Below are 17199 nucleotides of genomic sequence, written 5' to 3'. Positions count from 1 at the left end.
TTCCGCTGTTAACGTTTCAGAAATACCCTTTGACCTGCGTACTCGCCGACTGCGGGGAAGTCCGCTACTCGGCGATCAGGCGGTACCCGGAGCGCGGCTCGGTCTGGATCAGCGGCGAGCTGCCTGGCGTCTCCAACTTGGCTCGCAGCCGGCGTACGTACACCCGGATGTACTCCGTGTGCGTCGCGTAGCCAGGTCCCCACACCCGGCGTAGCAGGCTCGCGTGCGACACCAGACTGCCCCTGTGCAGCACGAGTTCGCGCAGCAGCGCGAACTCGGTGGGAGTCAACCGGACCGGTTCCCCGCCTTTGGTCACCGATCGAGCAGCCATGTCGATCACCAGGTCACCCAGCCGGATGGGGGCGTGAGACTCCTCCGTGGAGGGCAGCGGCCGCGAACGGCGCAGGGTCGCGTTGATACGCGCCAGCAGTTCCTCGATGCCAAAGGGCTTGGTCATGTAGTCGTCGGCGCCGAGATTGAGGGCGCGGACCTTGTCCGTCTCCTCCCAGCGTGCCGAAACGACGATGATCCCCAGCGTGGAATGGCGACGCAGTTGCTGGCACAGGGTGAACCCGTCCGTGCGCGGCAGCAGCAGATCGACCAGCGCAACGTCCGGCTGCTCGCGTTCGAGCAGCGTCAGGACGTCCATCCCGTCCATCGAGACGATCACGGCAAATCCGCGCGCGGTGAGGTTGCTGCGGATCAGATCCACGATGTTGCGGTCGTCCTCGATGAGAAGGACACAGGTCCGGCCCTCGTCGTCGTCCATCAGCCTGCCCTTGCGTCCGGTTCGAGCGGAAGAACCACTTGAACGGTCGTACCGACTGCCGCGTCGAGGAAGCGCAAGCTGCCACCGTGCGCGTCGATGATGCCCTTGCAGATCGCGAGCCCCAGGCCGGCTCCCGACGCGTCGGTGTTCCCGCGGACGTACGGCTCGACCATCTGATCGCGCAATCCGGCGGGAATGCCAGGGCCGTCGTCGGTCACCTCTATCACCGCTCGCCGGTCGTCCGCATAGCAATGCACGACGGCGATGAGTCCACCATGGCGAGCCACGTTGTCCAGGAGGTTGACGAAGACCTGTTCCAGTCGATCATGATCCGCCCAGACCGATGGCAGATCGTCGCTGTGCAGGACGATTTTCACGGTGCCGAGGGAGACCGCTGCGATGGCGGCCTCCAGAACTCCGGCCACTTCACACCAGTCCGGCTGCATCCGCAGGACGCCTGCCGAGATGGCGGAGGTGTCGAGCAGGTCGCCCACCAGCCGGCTCATGCGCATGGCTTCGGTGGCGATCCTGTCGAGGAAGCGGCTCCTGGAATCGAGGTCCCAGTCCAGGTCCGTGGCCCGCAGCGTCGAGGCATATCCGGTGATGGCCGTCAGGGGGGTACGCAGTTCGTGGCTGAGCCGATGAATGAAGTCCCGCTGCAACTCGCCGGCGCGCCGGAGCGCGCTGGCTTCGGCCTGGGCCCGCTGAGCGGCCTCGCGCTCCACCGCGAGCCGCAGGGAGCGGGCCGCGCTCTCCAGCAACTGGGCGCCGTCGGCCGACATGCGGTTCGGGTCCATCCACCGGGCTCCGATGACGAAGCGCCGTTGGTCCACCTGAAACGGGACCGCGCACAGGGTGGGCTGGATCTCGCGGGCGCCGTGCCCCCAACGCGCGTCCTGACCCGCCGCCACGAGCGCTCCCACCAGGTCCGCGGGCTCGGCCTCGCCGTCGATGGTGACCGTGGTGTGCCCGCCGTTCGGCCTGTCCCCCTCATCCGCGCCGATCCGCGTTTCGACCAGAGCCACCGCTCGGGCCCGCAAGCCCTGTGCGAGTGCCCGCAGCGCCGACTCCAGGCTCGCGGGCAGCTGTTCGGGGCCTGCCAGCGCGTTCAGCACCCCCCGCAACGCCTCGAGCACCCGGTTTCTCCGGGCGAGGTCGTTCAGCAGCCGCTCGCGTTCGATCGCCGTGGCGGCCAGGCTGGCATACACCGAAGCGAGTCGCAGCAGGTCGTCCTGCGGATGGCCGGGCACATCGGCGAGGCCGGAGAGCACCCCGTACCGTCCGCCGCTGCCCTGTATCGGCACCGACCACATGCTGACCGGCCAGCCGGAACCCAGGTCGTGGCCACGGAGGTCCTCCTCGACGACCGGGAGCCCGGAAGCAGCGGCACGGCCGATCGGCCCGCCGCGTGCACCGACTCGGACCCTTTTGAGCTGCCGAAGGACGGAATCGCCGAGGCCGACCGACGCGCTGAGCAGCAGTGGATCGGCGGGGCCCTCTCCGCCCAGGTGCACGCAGAGTTGCTGGTGGCCGAAAGCCGTCGACATCGCCGATATGATCATCGGCAGAGAAGCGGACGGTTCGACCTCGGCGAGCTGGTCCACAAGACTGGAAAGCCGCGCAAGATGACGGCGCGCTACGGAATCGATGTTCATGCCGGACATCAGGGCGAGGACGTCATCGGCGTGTACCTCCACCGTGGAGAAGTCTCCGACCAGCCGGCCGTGGCGCAGCGCGATCACCCGATCCGCCAAGCCGAACACCTGATCGATACGGTGTGAGACCAGCAGGACAGCGACACCCTCACTGCGCAAGGACCGCAGGAGGCGCTCAACGTGCAGCGTCTCGTTGACTCCCAGCGCCGATGTCGGTTCATCGAGGACCAAGACCTTGGGGCGCCCCAGCAGAGCACGGGCGATCGCCACCGCCTGGCGTTCACCGCCGGCCAGCTCACCGACGCGACGGTGCAGGTCCCCGACACGAAGACCGACGCGAGCGAGTACCGCCGCCGACTCGGCCTGCATACGACGACCGGTGACGAACCCATGGCCCAATTCGCGCCCCAGGAAAATATTGGCGATCACGCTCAGGTTGTCGCACAGCGCGAGGTCCTGCCACACGACCGCCATTTCTCCGGTACGCAGAGCCGCGGCCGGGCTCTGCCCCAGGACGCTGACCTTGCCCCCGTCGGGGGAGACCACGCCCGTCGCACACCCGATGAGGGTGCTCTTACCTGCTCCGTTTTCGCCCACTACGGCTACGAGTTCACCGGGTTCGACGGTCATGCTGACCTGTTGCAAAGCCCGTCGAGGCCCATAGTGGACCGAGACGTTATGGAGTCGTACCGCGGCATCGTCCAGGCCGCGAGTCGACTCATTGACCCGTCGTGCGAACACCGGGTGGGCGGCGATTTTTCGCCACACACGGGAGAGGGTGTGGGTGAAGGGTGGACAATGTCAAGGTCGGCGTCGCAACTGGCAGGGTCGCCATCCACGCCTTCTGCGAGTGCTTCCGGGTCCTTGAGGCAGACCAGCAGCTCGGTCTTCTACGGCGGGCAGACGCAGGCGAGGTTCCGCATCCGCCGGCACGCCCGGTAGGTCCTGTTCTCGACCTTGGTGATGTCGTCACCGAGTCAGGGCTCAGGATCGCCGACGCTGCACAACAGCGCCGGCAACGGGCCAAGGTCTGTGGGACTTCTCCGCAACGTCTGCGGCCTGATCGCGCTCACCAACTCCCGTACCGCGCCTGCGATCCACCACTCACAGCGGCCAAGCGGTCAGCAGATCGCCGGGGCCGTAGGTGGCATCGAGACCCGGACAGCCGACGCCGCTGCGCGAGACCGCCACGACCGGAACGGGTCCGCCGGTGAGGGCGGCCCGGTGTCGATGGAGAGCTGCCAGGTCGTGCCGGTCGAAGGGTGACTGCTCCAGCCACTTGATGGAGCCCACGAAGAGCAGCTCCTTGGCAACGGGGGCGCGGTCCGCCCCGACGATATCGATCTCGACGTCGTTGGTACGGGTCCAATAGCCGCCCACCGCGGGGGCCGCGGGCAGCCGGTCATCGGGCAGTATCCGCGCCAGGGCCTCACGGACAAGGGGCTCGACGGCTCGGCCGCGCCAGCTGGTCCAGTTCTCCCGGATGCGCGCCAAGGCCAGATCGCCCCGCCCCCGCTCGATCTCCTCCATGGACGGGCCGAGCAGGTGCAGCCAAAACCGCAGGTAGGGATCTGTCACCCGGTAGCGGCGATCCTTCGACGGACGCAGCGATACGGGCAGCTCCGCGGCGACGATCCGCTTGTCCGTAAGCAGCTCCAGCGCTCGCTGCAGGGGCGTGGCCCCGATCCCGCCGGCTGCACGGGCGATGTTGGTGAAGGTTCGCTCGCCACTGCCGATAGCCGCCAGCACCGTACGCGCCTGAGCCTGCGGAGGGAATTCGGCAGCCAGCGAGCGCTCGGCCGACACCAGCAGGGCCGAGACCGGGTCACTCAGCGCCTCACCCAGGAAGTCCCACAGCCCTGCGCCCCGCGGCCACTCCGCGCAGATCAGCGGCAGCCCGCCGGTGACCAGCGCGGCGTCGAAGGCTTCCGCCGGTTCCAGCCCGAGCATCCTGCCTACCTCGGCGGGGTTCAGCGGCCCCAGCACCATCTCCCGGCCGCGCTGATGGAAAGGGCGTCCGTAACTGTTCAGAGCCTCCATCATCGACAGATCGGAGCCGATGAGGACCAGCAGCACCGGCTTGTTCTCCAGCACCCGGTCCCAGGCCCGTTGCAGCATCCCCTCAAAGGCGCCCTCTACATCCATCAGGTACGGCACCTCGTCGATGACCAGCACGCTCGCCCGGTCAGCGGGCAGCGTCGCAGCCAGCACATCGAACGCGGCGTCCCAGCTCTCCGGCCGCGCGGCGGCCACCAGCCCCGCCAACGGCAGCGTCGATGCTTGGGCGTCCCGGGCCAGCCGTGCCAGATCATCCCTGGGGGACGCACCGGTCGCCGCGTAGAACAAGAACGGAGCTCCGGAGCGCTCCGCAAACCGCTCGACCAATCGCGACTTGCCCACCCGTCGCCGCCCACGCAACATCACGCACCGACCGGGCCGCTCCCCGCCAACCCCTGCCGCCACCTTCCGCAGCTCTCGCTCCAGCGTCGCCAGCTCCTGCCGGCGGCCTACAAAGTCCACCACGTCTGCCGACCTCCACGCATGACACTAACGGCGATGTTACTAACATAGACATTAGTCTCCTGTTGGACACCAGATTCTTGCGCCGGTGGCGCCTTCAAAGCGTCGGGAGGGTCGTCGCCAGTGCGCTTCCTGCCGCCGGCACAGCCCTGACAGTGCGCGCCCCAGCACGGGCGCTCTCATCTCTTCCCAGCACCGTCCCAGCACGGGAAAAAACCAGAGGCCCGCCCTCGAAAGGTCGAGCCTCTTCTGAACTGCATGTCTGCCAAATCGGCAACGTGGTGATGGGACGCCCGCTACACGTTGAAGCGGAACTCCACCACGTCCCCGTCCCGCATCACATAGTCCTTGCCCTCCATGCGGGCCTTGCCCTTGGCGCGGGACTCGGCGACGGAGCCGGTCTCGACCAGGTCCTCGAAGGAGATGACCTCGGCCTTGATGAAGCCCTTCTGGAAGTCGGTGTGGATGACACCGGCGGCCTCGGGGGCGGTGGCGCCCTTCTTGATGGTCCAGGCGCGGGATTCCTTGGGGCCGGCCGTCAGATAGGTCTGCAGGCCGAGGGTGTCGAAGCCGACGTGGGCGAGGGTGGCGAGGCCGGGCTCCTCGACGCCGACGGACTGGAGGAGTTCCATCGCGTCCTCCTCGTCGAGTTCGACGAGTTCCGACTCCAGCTTGGCGTTGAGGAAGATCGCCTCGGCCGGGGCGACCAGGGCGCGCTGCTCGTCCTTGAAGGAGTCGTCGGTCAGCTCGTCCTCGTCGACGTTGAAGACGTAGAGGAAGGGCTTGGCGGTCAGCAGGTGCAGGTCGTGCAGGAGTTCGGCGCGCTCACTGCCCTGGAGGATGCCCTGGGAGAACAGCGTGTCGCCCTTCTCCAGGATCTCCTTGGCCTCCTCGACGGCCTTCACCTTCGGCCCGATGTCCTTCTTGATCCGCGACTCCTTCTGGAGCCGGGGAAGGACCTTCTCGATGGTCTGGAGGTCGGCGAGGATCAGCTCGGTGTTGATCGTCTCGATGTCGTCCTTCGGCGAGACCTTGCCGTCGACGTGCACGACGTTCTCGTCCTCGAAGGCACGGATGACCTGGCAGATCGCGTCGGACTCACGGATGTTCGCCAGGAACTTGTTGCCCAGGCCCTCACCCTCGGAGGCGCCGCGCACGATGCCCGCGATGTCGACGAAGTCGACGGTGGCCGGCAGGATCCGCTCCGACTTGAAGATCTCGGCCAGCTTGGTGAGCCGGGGGTCGGGAACGCCCACGACTCCGACGTTCGGCTCGATCGTGGCGAACGGGTAGTTGGCCGCCAGCACGTCGTTCTTGGTCAGGGCGTTGAACAGGGTCGACTTGCCGACATTGGGCAGACCGACGATTCCGATCGTGAGCGACACGGTGCGACTTCCCGGAGTGAGAGTGAGGCGGCTGGCGTGAGAGGGCCGAGGGGACAGGCCCCTGGGGGCCGATCCACCAGTCTACGGCGTACCGCACCCCGCCCCGGCGACGTATCGAACGCATGGCCAAGGTCCGGTCGACGGCGTGTCTGAAGAGCGATTCGGCACATAAACCGACCTAAGTTTGTCCAGTGGAGCAATACAGGACCCGACCCCCGCAGTACGGACCGCGACGCGGCACGACCCCGCCCTTTCCCCCGCAGGCGGGACGGGATGCGAACGGCGGCCCCGCGCGGCCCGGCAGACCCGCCGCCCCGGCGGGCCGGGGCGGCGGGGTGTCGCGGCGTCCCCCGACGGTACGGCCGTCCGGTCCTCCGCTGGTCCAGGCCTTACGGCGGATGCCCAACCCCCGGCTCACCGGACTCGGCGGCGGACTGTTCTGCGGAACGCTGATGTTCCTTGTCGGCTGCGTCGACGAGCTGCTGTTCGGGTCGTCGCTGACGGCATACGGCGTGCTGTTCGTCCTGGCGTCCGCGCTGACCGCCTTCTGGATCCACCGGGGCGATCTGCTGACCGCCCCCGTCATCGTGCCGATCGCCTTCACGGTGGGGCTCCTGCCCTTGACCGACAGCGCCGGCGGGCTCGGTGGCCGTCTGATGGGCCTGTTCACCGCGCTCGCGACGCAGGCGGGATGGCTCTACGGGGGCGCGCTGGTCGCGGGTCTGATCGCCACCGTGCGGAAGATCCGCCAGCTGCGCCGTCGACCGGTCCGCGACCGTCCACCGGTGTGATCCACCGCCGCTGCCGGCTACTCCTTCGCCGCGTGCGTCGCCGCGTGCATCGCAGCGCCCACGATCCCCGCGTTGTTCTGCAGCTCGGCCGGGACGATCTCGGCCTTGATGCCCTCGATGTGGGGCAGGAACTTCTGGGACTTGCGGCTGACGCCGCCGCCGATGATGAACAGCTCGGGCGAGAAGAGCATCTCGACATGGGCGAGGTACTTCTGGACCCGGTGGGCCCAGTGCTCCCACGTCAGGTCCTCGTCCTCCCTGGCCTTGCTGGACGCGCGCTTCTCCGCGTCATGGCCGTGCAGCTCCAGGTGGCCCAGCTCGGTGTTGGGGACGAGGGCGCCGTCGACGAACAGGGCGCTGCCGATGCCGGTGCCGAACGTGAGGAGGACGACCGTGCCCCCGCGGCCCCGGCCCGCGCCGAAGCTCATCTCCGCGACGCCCGCCGCGTCCGCGTCGTTGACCACCGTCACCGGCAGGCCGCCCAGGTGCTCGCTGAACAGGGCACCCGCGTCCGTGTCGATCCAGTCCTTGTCGACGTTGGCCGCCGTACGGATCGTGGATCCGCCGGTGACAACGCCGGGGAAGGTGAGGCCGACGGGTCCGGTCCAGCCGTAGTTCTCGACGACCTGCCGCACGCCGTCCGCCACCGCGTCCGGTGTCGCCGGGTGCGGGGTCAGCACCTTGAAGCGCTCCTGGGCGAGATCGCCCCTGTCCAGGTCCACCGGGGCACCCTTGATCCCGGAACCACCGATGTCCAAGCCGAAGATCTGCATGGCTCTACGTTACGACGAACGACTGACAGTCACTCGGCCGAGGGGGCCCCTGAGATGTCCTTCACAAGGCCGCCACGCTCCGCCATCAGCGCCGCCGCCTCCTCGCGCAGATCGCGGCGCAGCTCCTTCGGCAGCGAGAACGTGATGGACTCCTCGGCCGCCTTGACCAGCTCGACGTCGCCGTAGCCGCGCTGCGTCAGCCACTCCAGGACCTCCTCGACGAGCACCTCCGGGACGGAGGCGCCGGAGGTGACGCCCACCGTGGTCACGCCCTCCAGCCAGGCCTCGTCGATCTCACTCGCGAAGTCCACGAGGTAGGCCTCGCGGGAGCCGGCGAGCTTGGCGACCTCGACGAGCCGCTTGGAGTTCGAGGAGTTGCGGGAGCCGACGACGATCACCAGCTCGGCCTCGGCGCCCATCTGCTTGACCGCGAGCTGACGGTTCTGGGTGGCGTAGCAGATGTCGTCGCTGGGCGGGGAGATGAGCTGCGGGAACTTCTCCTTGAGCGCGTCGACGGTCTCCATGGTCTCGTCGACGGAGAGCGTGGTCTGGGAGAGCCAGACAACCCTGGAGGGGTCGCGGACCTCGACCTTCGCCACGTCCTCGGGGCCGTCGACCAGCGTGATGTGGTCGGGGGCCTCGCCGGAGGTGCCGATGACCTCTTCGTGACCCTCGTGCCCGATCAGGAGGATGTCGTAGTCCTCGCCCGCGAAGCGGACGGCTTCCTTGTGAACCTTGGTGACCAGCGGGCAGGTCGCGTCGATGGTGGCGAGGCGGCCCTGCTCGGCCTCGTCGTGGACGGTGGGTGCGACGCCGTGCGCCGAGAACATGACGATGTTTCCCGGGGGCACCTCTTCGGTCTGCTCGACGAAGATGGCGCCCTTGTTCTCCAGGGTCCGCACGACGTACTTGTTGTGGACGATCTCGTGCCGGACGTACACCGGAGCGCCGTACTGCTCCAGGGCTTTCTCGACGGCGATCACGGCGCGGTCCACACCCGCGCAGTAGCCACGGGGGGCGGCGAGCAGGACACGGCGGCCAGGCGAAGCAGTCATGCGTCCCATCGTAAGGCCGCGTACGGCGGGTCGAAGATCGCCTCTGTGCCGGGGTGGTGGGAAGAGTCACGAAGAGTCACGGGGGTGCGCGTCCACGAGGCCGGGAGCCCCCGGGGACGGGGCGCTCGTGGCGGGACACTCGTGTCGGGGCGTTGTCGGACCGGGCCGTTAGTCTCGGCGCATGGCTGCGAACACGTCCCCGGAAGCTCCCCTGCCCGTCGGCGAGGTGTCGCGGCTCATCGGGGGGTGGATCGACCGGCTCGGTGCCGTGTGGGTGGAGGGGCAGATCACCCAGTTGTCGCGGCGGCCGGGCGCGGGTGTGGTGTTTCTGACGTTGCGTGACCCGTCGTACGACATCTCCGTGAGCGTCACCTGTTTTCGGCAGGTGTTCGACGCCGTGGCCGATGTGGTGAGCGAGGGCGCCCGGGTCGTCGTCCTGGCGAAGCCCGAGTGGTACGCGCCGCGGGGGCAACTGTCGCTGCGGGCCACCGAGATAAAGCCCGTCGGAGTCGGGGAGTTGCTCGCGCGGCTCGAACAGCTGAAGAAGTCGCTCGCCGCCGAAGGGCTGTTCGCGCCGGAGCGCAAGAAGGCGCTGCCCTTCCTACCCCAACTCGTCGGACTGGTCTGCGGGCGGGCCTCGGCCGCCGAGCGGGACGTCCTGGAGAACGCCCGGCACCGCTGGCCGGCGGTGCGCTTCGAGGTGCGCAACGTCGCCGTGCAGGGCGTGCACGCGGTGCCGCAGGTCGTACAGGCGGTGAAGGAGCTCGACGCGATCGACGAGGTGGACGTCATCGTCGTCGCCCGTGGGGGTGGCAGCGTGGAGGATCTGCTGCCGTTCTCCGACGAGCAGCTCATCCGGACGGTCGCGGCATGCCGTACGCCGGTCGTGTCCGCCATCGGGCACGAGCCGGACAACCCGCTCCTCGACCACGTCGCCGATCTGCGCGCCTCCACACCGACCGACGCGGCCAAGAAGGTCGTACCGGACGTGGGTGAGGAGTACGAGCGGGTGCGGATGCTGCGGGACCGCGCGCGGCGGTGCGTCGAGGCCTTCGTCGAGCGGGAGGAACGCGGGCTGGCGCAGGCGCTCGCGCGGCCGTCGATAGAGGATCCGCACCGGATGATCGACGAGCGGGCCGACCATGTCGTCTCGCTCCTCGACCGGGGTCGGCGCACCCTCGGCCACCTCCTCGACCGCGCCGACTCGGAGCTGACGCACACGCACGCGCGCGTGGTGGCCCTCTCCCCCGCCGCGACCCTGAAGCGGGGCTACGCCGTGCTGCAGAAGACGGACGGCCATGTCGTCCGCGACCCGGCCGAGGTGGCGGGGGACGAGGTCCTGCGGGCGCGGGTCTCCGAGGGTGAGTTCGTGGTTCGAGTCGATGTGCAGGCCGATGCGTAGGGTGGGCGAATGACCAGCAAGGTGGAGGAGACGGCGGCAGTGGCCGAGGGGCCCGGGTACGAGCAGGCACGGGACGAGCTGATCGACGTCGTACGGCGGCTGGAGGCGGGCGGTACGACGCTGGAGGAGTCCCTCGCCCTGTGGGAGCGCGGCGAGGAGCTGGCCAAGGTGTGCCGCCGCTGGCTGGACGGGGCACGGGCGCGGCTGGACGCGGCCCTCGCCGAGGAAGAGGGCCGGGAAGAGGGTTCCGGGGACACCGAGTAGCACCTGGGTGATGACCGGGGCTGTGAAGCGGATCACCACGCCCCGGTTTTGGTTGAACGTTGAACTTCAATGTCGTACCGTCGAAGACGCAAGCGGTCCCCGGTCCGTTTCCGGGTCCGACGCACACGCCGAAAAGGTTGACGCATGTCTCTCGTCCTCGACCCCGCCGCGCAGGACCTGCTGTTCCGCGAGGCCCGCACCGCGAACACCTTCACCGACGAGCCGGTGACCGAGGAGCAGGTGCAGGCGATCTACGACCTGGTCAAGTACGGCCCGACCGCCTTCAACCAGACCCCGCTGCGCATCACCCTGGTCCGCTCCGCCGAGGCCCGTGAGCGCCTGGTCCAGCACATGGCCGAGGGCAACCAGGCCAAGACCTCCACCGCCCCGCTGGTCGCGATCCTCGCCGCGGACAACGAGTTCCACGAGGAGCTCCCGCAGCTCTTCCCGGCCTTCCCGCAGCTCAAGGACGCCTACTTCAGCGAGCGCCCGGCCCGCGAGGGTGCCGCCGCACTGAACGCCGCCCTCCAGGCCGCGTACTTCATCGTCGGCGTCCGCGCCGCCGGGCTGGCCGCCGGCCCGATGACCGGCTTCGACTTCGAGGGCGTCCGCAAGGAGTTCCTCGACGACGACCACACCCCGCTGATGGTCGTCAACATCGGCAAGCCGGGCGAGGACGCCTGGCACCCGCGCTCCCCGCGCCTGGCCTACGACGACGTCATCACCACCGTCTGAGCGGTGCGTACACATGCGGAAGGCCCCCGGCGTCGACGCCGGGGGCCTTCCGCATGTCCGGGCGGCTCACGCCATCTTCAGTGCCCCGGCCATCTCCGTCAGCTGGGCGAACGAGCCCGTGCCGGCCACCACCGTGGTCGACCCCTTCTCCGCGAGCACCAGGGCGTCGTAGCGGCCACCCGCGTAGCGCGTCCACGTACGGCCGTCGATCTCCTGGGTGGTCTTCGTCGCGGTGCCGCCCTGACTGGCCTCGTCGATGAACGTGGACGGCTTCTGAGCGGACTGCTCGATCTGCACGTACTCCCCGTCGGGGGCGTGGAAGCCCAGGTGCCACGCGTCGAACTGGTCGCCCCGGAAGCGCACGGACGTCGCCTTCCAGCTGCCGGACAGGCCCTCCGGCGCCGCCACCGGGTAGGTCGCCGCGCGGCGAGCCGTGAGCAGCTCGACGCGATAGTCGACCTTCTTGATGTCCGGAGCGGAGTCGTCGTGCGGGATGAAGAGGTAGATGACGGCCGCCGCCACCCCGATCAGGCCCAGGGAGAGGATCATGTCCCGGACCGTCTTCTGCTTACCGTTCGAACCTGCCACACCCCTATCGTCGCAGGTGCCCTGGTCCGCTCATCCGTGGGGCCCCCTGCTCATTTTGTCTGCCTGACGATAGAGTCGGGCCACACCCTCATCCGGCCGTCGTCGTATCAGAAAGGTGCGCTCCGATGACCGAGCATCATCATCTGCCGTCCGAGCTCGAAGTTCCTTCCGAGGCTCCCGACCGCAACCTCGCCCTCGAACTCGTCCGGGTCACCGAAGCCGCGGCGATGGCCGCGGGCCGCTGGGTCGGGCGCGGCGACAAGAACGGCGCCGACGGTGCCGCGGTACGGGCCATGCGGACCCTCGTCTCCACCGTCTCGATGAACGGCGTCGTCGTCATCGGTGAGGGCGAGAAGGACGAGGCCCCGATGCTCTTCAACGGAGAGCGCGTCGGCGACGGGACAGGGCCCGAGTGCGACATCGCCGTCGACCCGATCGACGGCACCACGCTGACCGCGAAGGGCATGACCAACGCGATCGCGGTGCTGGCCGCCGCCGACCGCGGGTCGATGTTCGACCCGTCCGCCGTCTTCTACATGGACAAGCTGGTCACCGGGCCCGAGGCCGCCGACTTCGTCGACATCGACGCGCCCGTGTCCGTGAACATCCGCCGGGTCGCCAAGGCCAAGCGGTCCACGCCCGAGGACGTCACCGTCGTCATCCTGGACCGGCCGCGGCACGAGGGCCTCATCGACGAGGTCCGCCAGACCGGCGCGCGCATCAGGCTGATCGCCGACGGCGACGTGGCCGGCTCGATCCTGGCACTGCGCGAGGGCACCGGCGTCGACCTGCTGCTCGGCGTCGGCGGCACGCCGGAGGGCATCATCTCGGCCTGCGCGGTGAAGTGCCTGGGCGGCACCATCCAGGGCAAGCTGTGGCCGAAGGACGACGAGGAGCGGCAGCGGGCGATCGACGCGGGGCACGACCTGGACCGCGTCCTGACGACCGACGACCTGGTGTCCGGGGAGAACGTCTTCTTCGTGGCGACCGGCATCACCGACGGTGAGCTGCTGCGGGGCGTGCGGTACCGGTCGGAGACCGCGACGACCGACTCGATCGTGATGCGGTCGAAGTCGGGGACGGTACGGAGGATCGACTCCGAGCACCGGCTCAGCAAGCTGCGGGCATACAGCGCGATCGACTTCGATCGGGCGAAGTAGACAGAGCCCGAAAGTGAAGTAGGCAGAGCACCCAAGAAGAGAGGCGTCCCCGGTGCGGTGGGAACGCCTCTCTTCTCGCGTGCGGGTCAGCCGGCTGCCGCTATGCGGTCCCCCGCCCTGGCCGCCTTCTTCAGTTCCAGGTCGCGGCGGCGGCGCCGGGCCAGGACCACGCGGCGCTCCGCGGCGGTCAGGCCGCCCCAGACGCCGTAGGGCTCCGGTTGCAGGAGCGCGTGCTCGCGACACTCGACCATGACGGGGCAGCCCGCACAGACGCGTTTCGCGGCCTGTTCGCGGGAGAGCCGGGCGGCGGTGGGTTCCTTGGACGGCGCGAAGAACAGGCCGGCCTCGTCGCGCCGGCACACCGCCTCGGTGTGCCAAGGTGCGTCTTGGTCCCTGTCCCGCACTGGACCCCGCTGGGCCGGTACGGCAGCTACCTGCAGGGACGAATGCGGCGGTTGCAGCACGGTCTACTCCTGACGACGGCTTCGCGAGCGAGAGACGATGCAGCAAGGCCTACCCGCTGTACGCGCGCCTATGCACTGAGTTCCGAACCGCCGGATTACGAGGACTTGTACGCGCTCTCACGCCCGACGACCCATGATCCCTTTCACCGGAAACATGTCGGATTCGCCGTCGGATTCACGACCGTCAACGATCCAGATGCTTGCGCAAACCCTTGTCGACCTTGCGCTGCACCCGGTCGAGAATGTCCGCGACGAGCTTGCCGCGCTTGGGCCGGCCCTCGACGTTCCCCAGCACCGCCCAGCCGTCCACGTAGACCACGGGGGCTTCCGGGTCGTCCGAGTCGACGGTGTCCACCTCGAAGTTGCCGAGGACTCCGCCGCCGGTGCCGCGCAGCGAGACGTTCTCCGGGACGCGGACCTCGACATTGCCGAAGACCGAGATGGCCTTGATCACGACCTGCTGGTACTCGAAGATCGCCTCACTCAGGTCGATGTCGACGGTCCCGAAGACCGCGTACGCGTGGATCCGGCGGCCCGCTCGCCAACGGCCCTTGCGGACGGCGCTGCTGAACACCGCGACCACGTTGTCGTCGGGGTCGTGCGGGAGCGCGTCGGTGGGGCGGTTGGGGGCCGGGGCGTAACCGGGGGCGGCTCGGCGGCCATGGGCGGCCGGCAGGTCCCGTATGAAGACCTCCAGTTCGCCCACCGTCTTGGCGTTCAGCACCCCCTCGACGCGTTCCGCGTGCTCGTCGGCGGTGAGGCGCCCTTCGGCGAGGGCCTCGCGCAGGATGTCGGCGACGCGGTCACGCTCGGCGTCCGAGGCGCGCAGGTCGGCGTCCCTCGCGGCGGCGGGTTCCTGCACCTGCGGTTCGGTGTGCTTGTGAAGGTCCACGGCAGCAGCGTACCGAAACGCGATAGATCGCGACCAGGGGTGTGGACAAACCTTGAACCGGCCGACTGAGGACAACCTCACCAGAGCGCTGTCGGAGGCAGGTTCTACGCTGGTGGGCGCTGCCAATGGAGGCCAGCGGCCATCTGTCGAGTGAGGAATGGGCGACATGCCTGAGTTCGCGTACACCGATCTGCTCCCCATGGGAGAGGACACCACCCCCTACCGGCTGGTGACCTCCGAGGGTGTCTCCACCTTCGAGGCCGACGGGCGGACGTTCCTCAAGGTCGAGCCGGAGGCGCTGCGCAAGCTCGCCGAGGAGGCGATCCACGACATCCAGCACTACCTGCGCCCGGCCCACCTCGCCCAGCTGCGCCGGATCATCGACGACCCCGAGGCATCGAGCAACGACAAGTTCGTGGCACTGGACCTCCTGAAGAACGCGAACATCGCGGCCGCGGGTGTGCTGCCCATGTGCCAGGACACCGGCACGGCGATCGTCATGGGCAAGCGCGGACAGAACGTGCTGACCCGGGGCGCCGACGAGGAAGCCCTGAGCCGTGGCATCTACGACGCGTATCTGAACCTGAACCTGCGCTACTCGCAGATGGCGCCTCTCACCATGTGGGAGGAGAAGAACACCGGCTCCAACCTCCCGGCGCAGATCGAGCTGTACGCGACGGACGGCGGCGCCTACAAGTTCCTGTTCATGGCGAAGGGCGGCGGCAGCGCCAACAAGTCCTTCCTCTACCAGGAGACGAAGGCCGTCCTGAACGAGGCCTCCATGATGAAGTTCCTGGAGGAGAAGATCCGTTCGCTGGGGACGGCCGCCTGCCCGCCGTACCACCTGGCGATCGTCGTCGGCGGCACGTCCGCCGAGTACGCGCTGAAGACAGCCAAGTACGCCTCCGCGCACTACCTGGACGAGGTCCCCGCCGAGGGCTCGCCGCTCGGCCACGGCTTCCGGGACAAGGAGCTGGAGGAGAAGGTCTTCGAGCTGACCCAGAAGATCGGGATCGGGGCGCAGTTCGGCGGCAAGTACTTCTGCCACGACGTACGGGTGGTGCGGCTGCCGCGGCACGGCGCCTCCTGCCCCGTCGCCATCGCCGTCTCCTGCTCGGCGGACCGGCAGGCCGTCGCGAAGATCACCGCCGAGGGCGTCTTCCTGGAGCAGCTGGAGACGGACCCGGCGCGGTTCCTGCCGGAGACCACGGACGAGCACCTCGACGAGTCCTCGGACGCCGTCAGGATCGACCTCAACCAGCCGATGGACGACATCCTCGCCGAGCTGACCAAGTACCCGGTGAAGACCCGACTGTCGCTGACCGGCCCGCTGGTCGTGGCCCGCGACATCGCGCACGCCAAGATCAAGGAGCGGCTGGACGCGGGCGAGGAGATGCCGCAGTACCTGAAGGACCACCCGGTGTACTACGCCGGCCCGGCGAAGACGCCCGAGGGCTACGCGTCCGGCTCCTTCGGTCCGACGACGGCCGGCCGTATGGACTCCTACGTCGAGCAGTTCCAGGCGGCGGGCGGCTCCAAGGTGATGCTGGCCAAGGGCAACCGCAGCAAGCAGGTCACGGACGCGTGCGACGCGCACGGCGGCTTCTACCTGGGCTCGATCGGCGGCCCGGCGGCCCGGCTCGCGCAGGACTGCATCAAGAAGGTCGAGGTCGTCGAGTACGAGGAGCTCGGCATGGAGGCCGTATGGAAGATCGAGGTCGAGGACTTCCCGGCGTTCGTCGTCGTCGACGACAAGGGCAACGACTTCTTCACTTCGCGGGAACATGAGCAGCCGACGTTCACCAGCATCCCCGTGCGGGGTCCCGGCCTCGGCTGACCCGGCGGAGCGACGCCTGAAGAGAGCCCCCGGCACCCGCCGGGGGCTCTTGTCGTCTGACCTGGCCAAAACCGCACTCTTGACGCCGCATCGCGTGCGTCGCGAGGGTTCGTTGCGTAGAAGTCCGTGCAACCCACTTAGCCCGGGAGGCTGCTGTGTCGCTACGGTTCATCGCCAAGGACCCGAACACGGATGGGGCGAACTGCCCCACCGTGTGGGTTGACGAGGAGAAGCAAGAGATCGTGATGCAGGGTTGGACGGTGGACGAGGCCACGCGTGCCGAGTGCCTGAAGTCCGGTCCCATCCCCGACAGTGAGACCGTCGTCCGGCTGCCCATGCGTATGGCGGCCGCCATCCGGGAGGCATGCGATGCCGCAGACGGCACCGCCGTTCGCTGAGCTGCTGGCGAACTGTCAGCGGTCCGCCGTGCATCTGGAGATGCGCGACTTCTACGACGACCCCGACGAGGCTCCGCGCGTGGCCGCGTGGAAGGCCGGGTATCGGCCCGACCCGAACGACCGTGCGTCGTGGTGGCGTCCGTGGCTCGACATGGTGTCGGAAACCGTCTCCCATGGCGTGGTCATCCGTCGCGCCCGAATCGTCTCGGAGCCCGTGAGCGAGTACACGCGCTACCTCTACGACGGCACGTTTACCAACGTCGCCGCTGGTGAGCAGATCCGTTGGCTTCCCCGCCGGAACGCGTCGGACCTTGCCCTGCCGGGCAACGACTACTGGTGCTTCGATGACCGGTTGGTGAGGTTCGGCTACTTCTCAGGTGAAGGTGTCTACCTCGGCGACGAGGTGGACGACCGTCCCGAGGTGGTCAAGCTGTGCGCCTCGGCGTTCGAAGCCGTCTGGGACCGAGCCATTCCGCACGACCGCTACAAGATCTGAGGCCCGACAGCACCA

General features: G+C 68.6%; 17 protein-coding genes. 8 read left to right on the top strand and 9 right to left on the bottom strand.

Features of this window, described 5'->3' with window-relative positions; translation table 11 throughout:
* Window positions 1–64: 64 nt before the first annotated feature.
* From AB0H86_RS16395 to ychF, 4 genes are all read right to left on the bottom strand, one after another.
* Window positions 65–769: a response regulator transcription factor gene (locus AB0H86_RS16395; protein WP_362437903.1), complete on the bottom strand. Its 705-nt coding sequence runs from the start codon at window positions 767–769 to the stop codon at window positions 65–67.
* Complete coding sequence (locus tag AB0H86_RS16390) at window positions 769–3165, bottom strand: ATP-binding cassette domain-containing protein (RefSeq protein ID WP_362438549.1); 2397 nt, start codon at window positions 3163–3165, stop codon at window positions 769–771. Before AB0H86_RS16390 ends, AB0H86_RS16395 begins: the two co-directional genes overlap by 1 nt.
* Window positions 3166–3528: 363 nt before the next feature.
* Entirely contained in the window at window positions 3529–4947 is a 1419-nt protein-coding gene (locus AB0H86_RS16385; RefSeq protein ID WP_362437900.1) for an ATP-binding protein, read from the bottom strand.
* A 293-nt stretch (window positions 4948–5240) separates the two neighbouring features.
* The gene (ychF, locus tag AB0H86_RS16380; protein ID WP_362437897.1) at window positions 5241–6329 is read right to left on the bottom strand and encodes a redox-regulated ATPase YchF; all 1089 of its coding nucleotides are present in this window, start codon (window positions 6327–6329) and stop codon (window positions 5241–5243) included.
* Between the two features lie 191 nt (window positions 6330–6520).
* On the opposite strand from ychF, the gene AB0H86_RS16375 reads away from it, so the two are divergent.
* Entirely contained in the window at window positions 6521–7120 is a 600-nt protein-coding gene (locus AB0H86_RS16375) for a DUF6542 domain-containing protein (RefSeq protein WP_362437894.1), read from the top strand.
* 17 nt (window positions 7121–7137) lie between these two features.
* Here AB0H86_RS16375 and ppgK read toward each other — a convergent pair whose 3' ends face one another.
* Both ppgK and AB0H86_RS16365 read right to left on the bottom strand, forming a co-directional pair.
* A complete protein-coding gene (gene ppgK / locus AB0H86_RS16370) occupies window positions 7138–7893 on the bottom strand; it encodes a polyphosphate--glucose phosphotransferase (protein ID WP_362437891.1) in 756 nt (251 codons plus the stop codon).
* A 29-nt stretch (window positions 7894–7922) separates the two neighbouring features.
* Window positions 7923–8948 (bottom strand): 4-hydroxy-3-methylbut-2-enyl diphosphate reductase, encoded by a 1026-nt coding sequence (locus AB0H86_RS16365; protein WP_362437888.1) that lies wholly within the window; start codon window positions 8946–8948, stop codon window positions 7923–7925.
* A 181-nt stretch (window positions 8949–9129) separates the two neighbouring features.
* Here AB0H86_RS16365 and xseA point away from each other — a divergent pair, with 181 nt between their 5' ends.
* The 3 genes from xseA to AB0H86_RS16350 all read left to right on the top strand — a co-directional run bounded on the left by xseA (window position 9130) and on the right by AB0H86_RS16350 (window position 11349).
* A complete protein-coding gene (gene xseA, locus AB0H86_RS16360) occupies window positions 9130–10350 on the top strand; it encodes an exodeoxyribonuclease VII large subunit (RefSeq protein WP_362437886.1) in 1221 nt (406 codons plus the stop codon).
* A gap of 9 nt (window positions 10351–10359) precedes the next feature.
* A complete protein-coding gene (locus AB0H86_RS16355) occupies window positions 10360–10614 on the top strand; it encodes an exodeoxyribonuclease VII small subunit (RefSeq protein ID WP_362437883.1) in 255 nt (84 codons plus the stop codon).
* 144 nt (window positions 10615–10758) lie between these two features.
* Complete coding sequence (locus tag AB0H86_RS16350; RefSeq protein ID WP_362437881.1) at window positions 10759–11349, top strand: malonic semialdehyde reductase; 591 nt, start codon at window positions 10759–10761, stop codon at window positions 11347–11349.
* A 66-nt stretch (window positions 11350–11415) separates the two neighbouring features.
* On the opposite strand, the gene AB0H86_RS16345 is transcribed toward AB0H86_RS16350, so the two are convergent.
* Entirely contained in the window at window positions 11416–11937 is a 522-nt protein-coding gene (locus tag AB0H86_RS16345; protein ID WP_362437878.1) for a DUF4245 domain-containing protein, read from the bottom strand.
* 125 nt (window positions 11938–12062) lie between these two features.
* Here AB0H86_RS16345 and glpX point away from each other — a divergent pair, with 125 nt between their 5' ends.
* Complete coding sequence (gene glpX, locus AB0H86_RS16340; RefSeq protein ID WP_362437875.1) at window positions 12063–13097, top strand: class II fructose-bisphosphatase; 1035 nt, start codon at window positions 12063–12065, stop codon at window positions 13095–13097.
* Between the two features lie 86 nt (window positions 13098–13183).
* On the opposite strand, the gene AB0H86_RS16335 is transcribed toward glpX, so the two are convergent.
* Together AB0H86_RS16335 and AB0H86_RS16330 are read right to left on the bottom strand one after the other, a co-directional pair.
* Window positions 13184–13561 (bottom strand): WhiB family transcriptional regulator, encoded by a 378-nt coding sequence (locus AB0H86_RS16335; RefSeq protein WP_362437873.1) that lies wholly within the window; start codon window positions 13559–13561, stop codon window positions 13184–13186.
* A gap of 184 nt (window positions 13562–13745) precedes the next feature.
* Window positions 13746–14423 (bottom strand): DUF1707 domain-containing protein, encoded by a 678-nt coding sequence (locus tag AB0H86_RS16330; RefSeq protein ID WP_362438546.1) that lies wholly within the window; start codon window positions 14421–14423, stop codon window positions 13746–13748.
* Between the two features lie 187 nt (window positions 14424–14610).
* Between AB0H86_RS16330 and AB0H86_RS16325 the strand changes: the two genes are divergently transcribed.
* From AB0H86_RS16325 to AB0H86_RS16315, 3 genes are all read left to right on the top strand, one after another.
* Window positions 14611–16290, top strand: coding sequence for a fumarate hydratase (locus tag AB0H86_RS16325; RefSeq protein ID WP_362437870.1), 1680 nt, complete (start codon window positions 14611–14613; stop codon window positions 16288–16290).
* A 155-nt stretch (window positions 16291–16445) separates the two neighbouring features.
* Window positions 16446–16688 (top strand): hypothetical protein, encoded by a 243-nt coding sequence (locus AB0H86_RS16320; protein ID WP_362437867.1) that lies wholly within the window; start codon window positions 16446–16448, stop codon window positions 16686–16688.
* Complete coding sequence (locus AB0H86_RS16315; RefSeq protein ID WP_362437865.1) at window positions 16660–17184, top strand: DUF6879 family protein; 525 nt, start codon at window positions 16660–16662, stop codon at window positions 17182–17184. Before AB0H86_RS16320 ends, AB0H86_RS16315 begins: the two co-directional genes overlap by 29 nt.
* Window positions 17185–17199 lie beyond the last annotated feature (15 nt).

The organism is Streptomyces sp. NPDC050997, assembly GCF_040660135.1.
Classification (GTDB): Bacteria; Actinomycetota; Actinomycetes; order Streptomycetales; family Streptomycetaceae; genus Streptomyces.
Note: the sequence above shows the minus strand (reverse complement) of the source record. Positions and strands in the feature narration are given on the sequence as shown.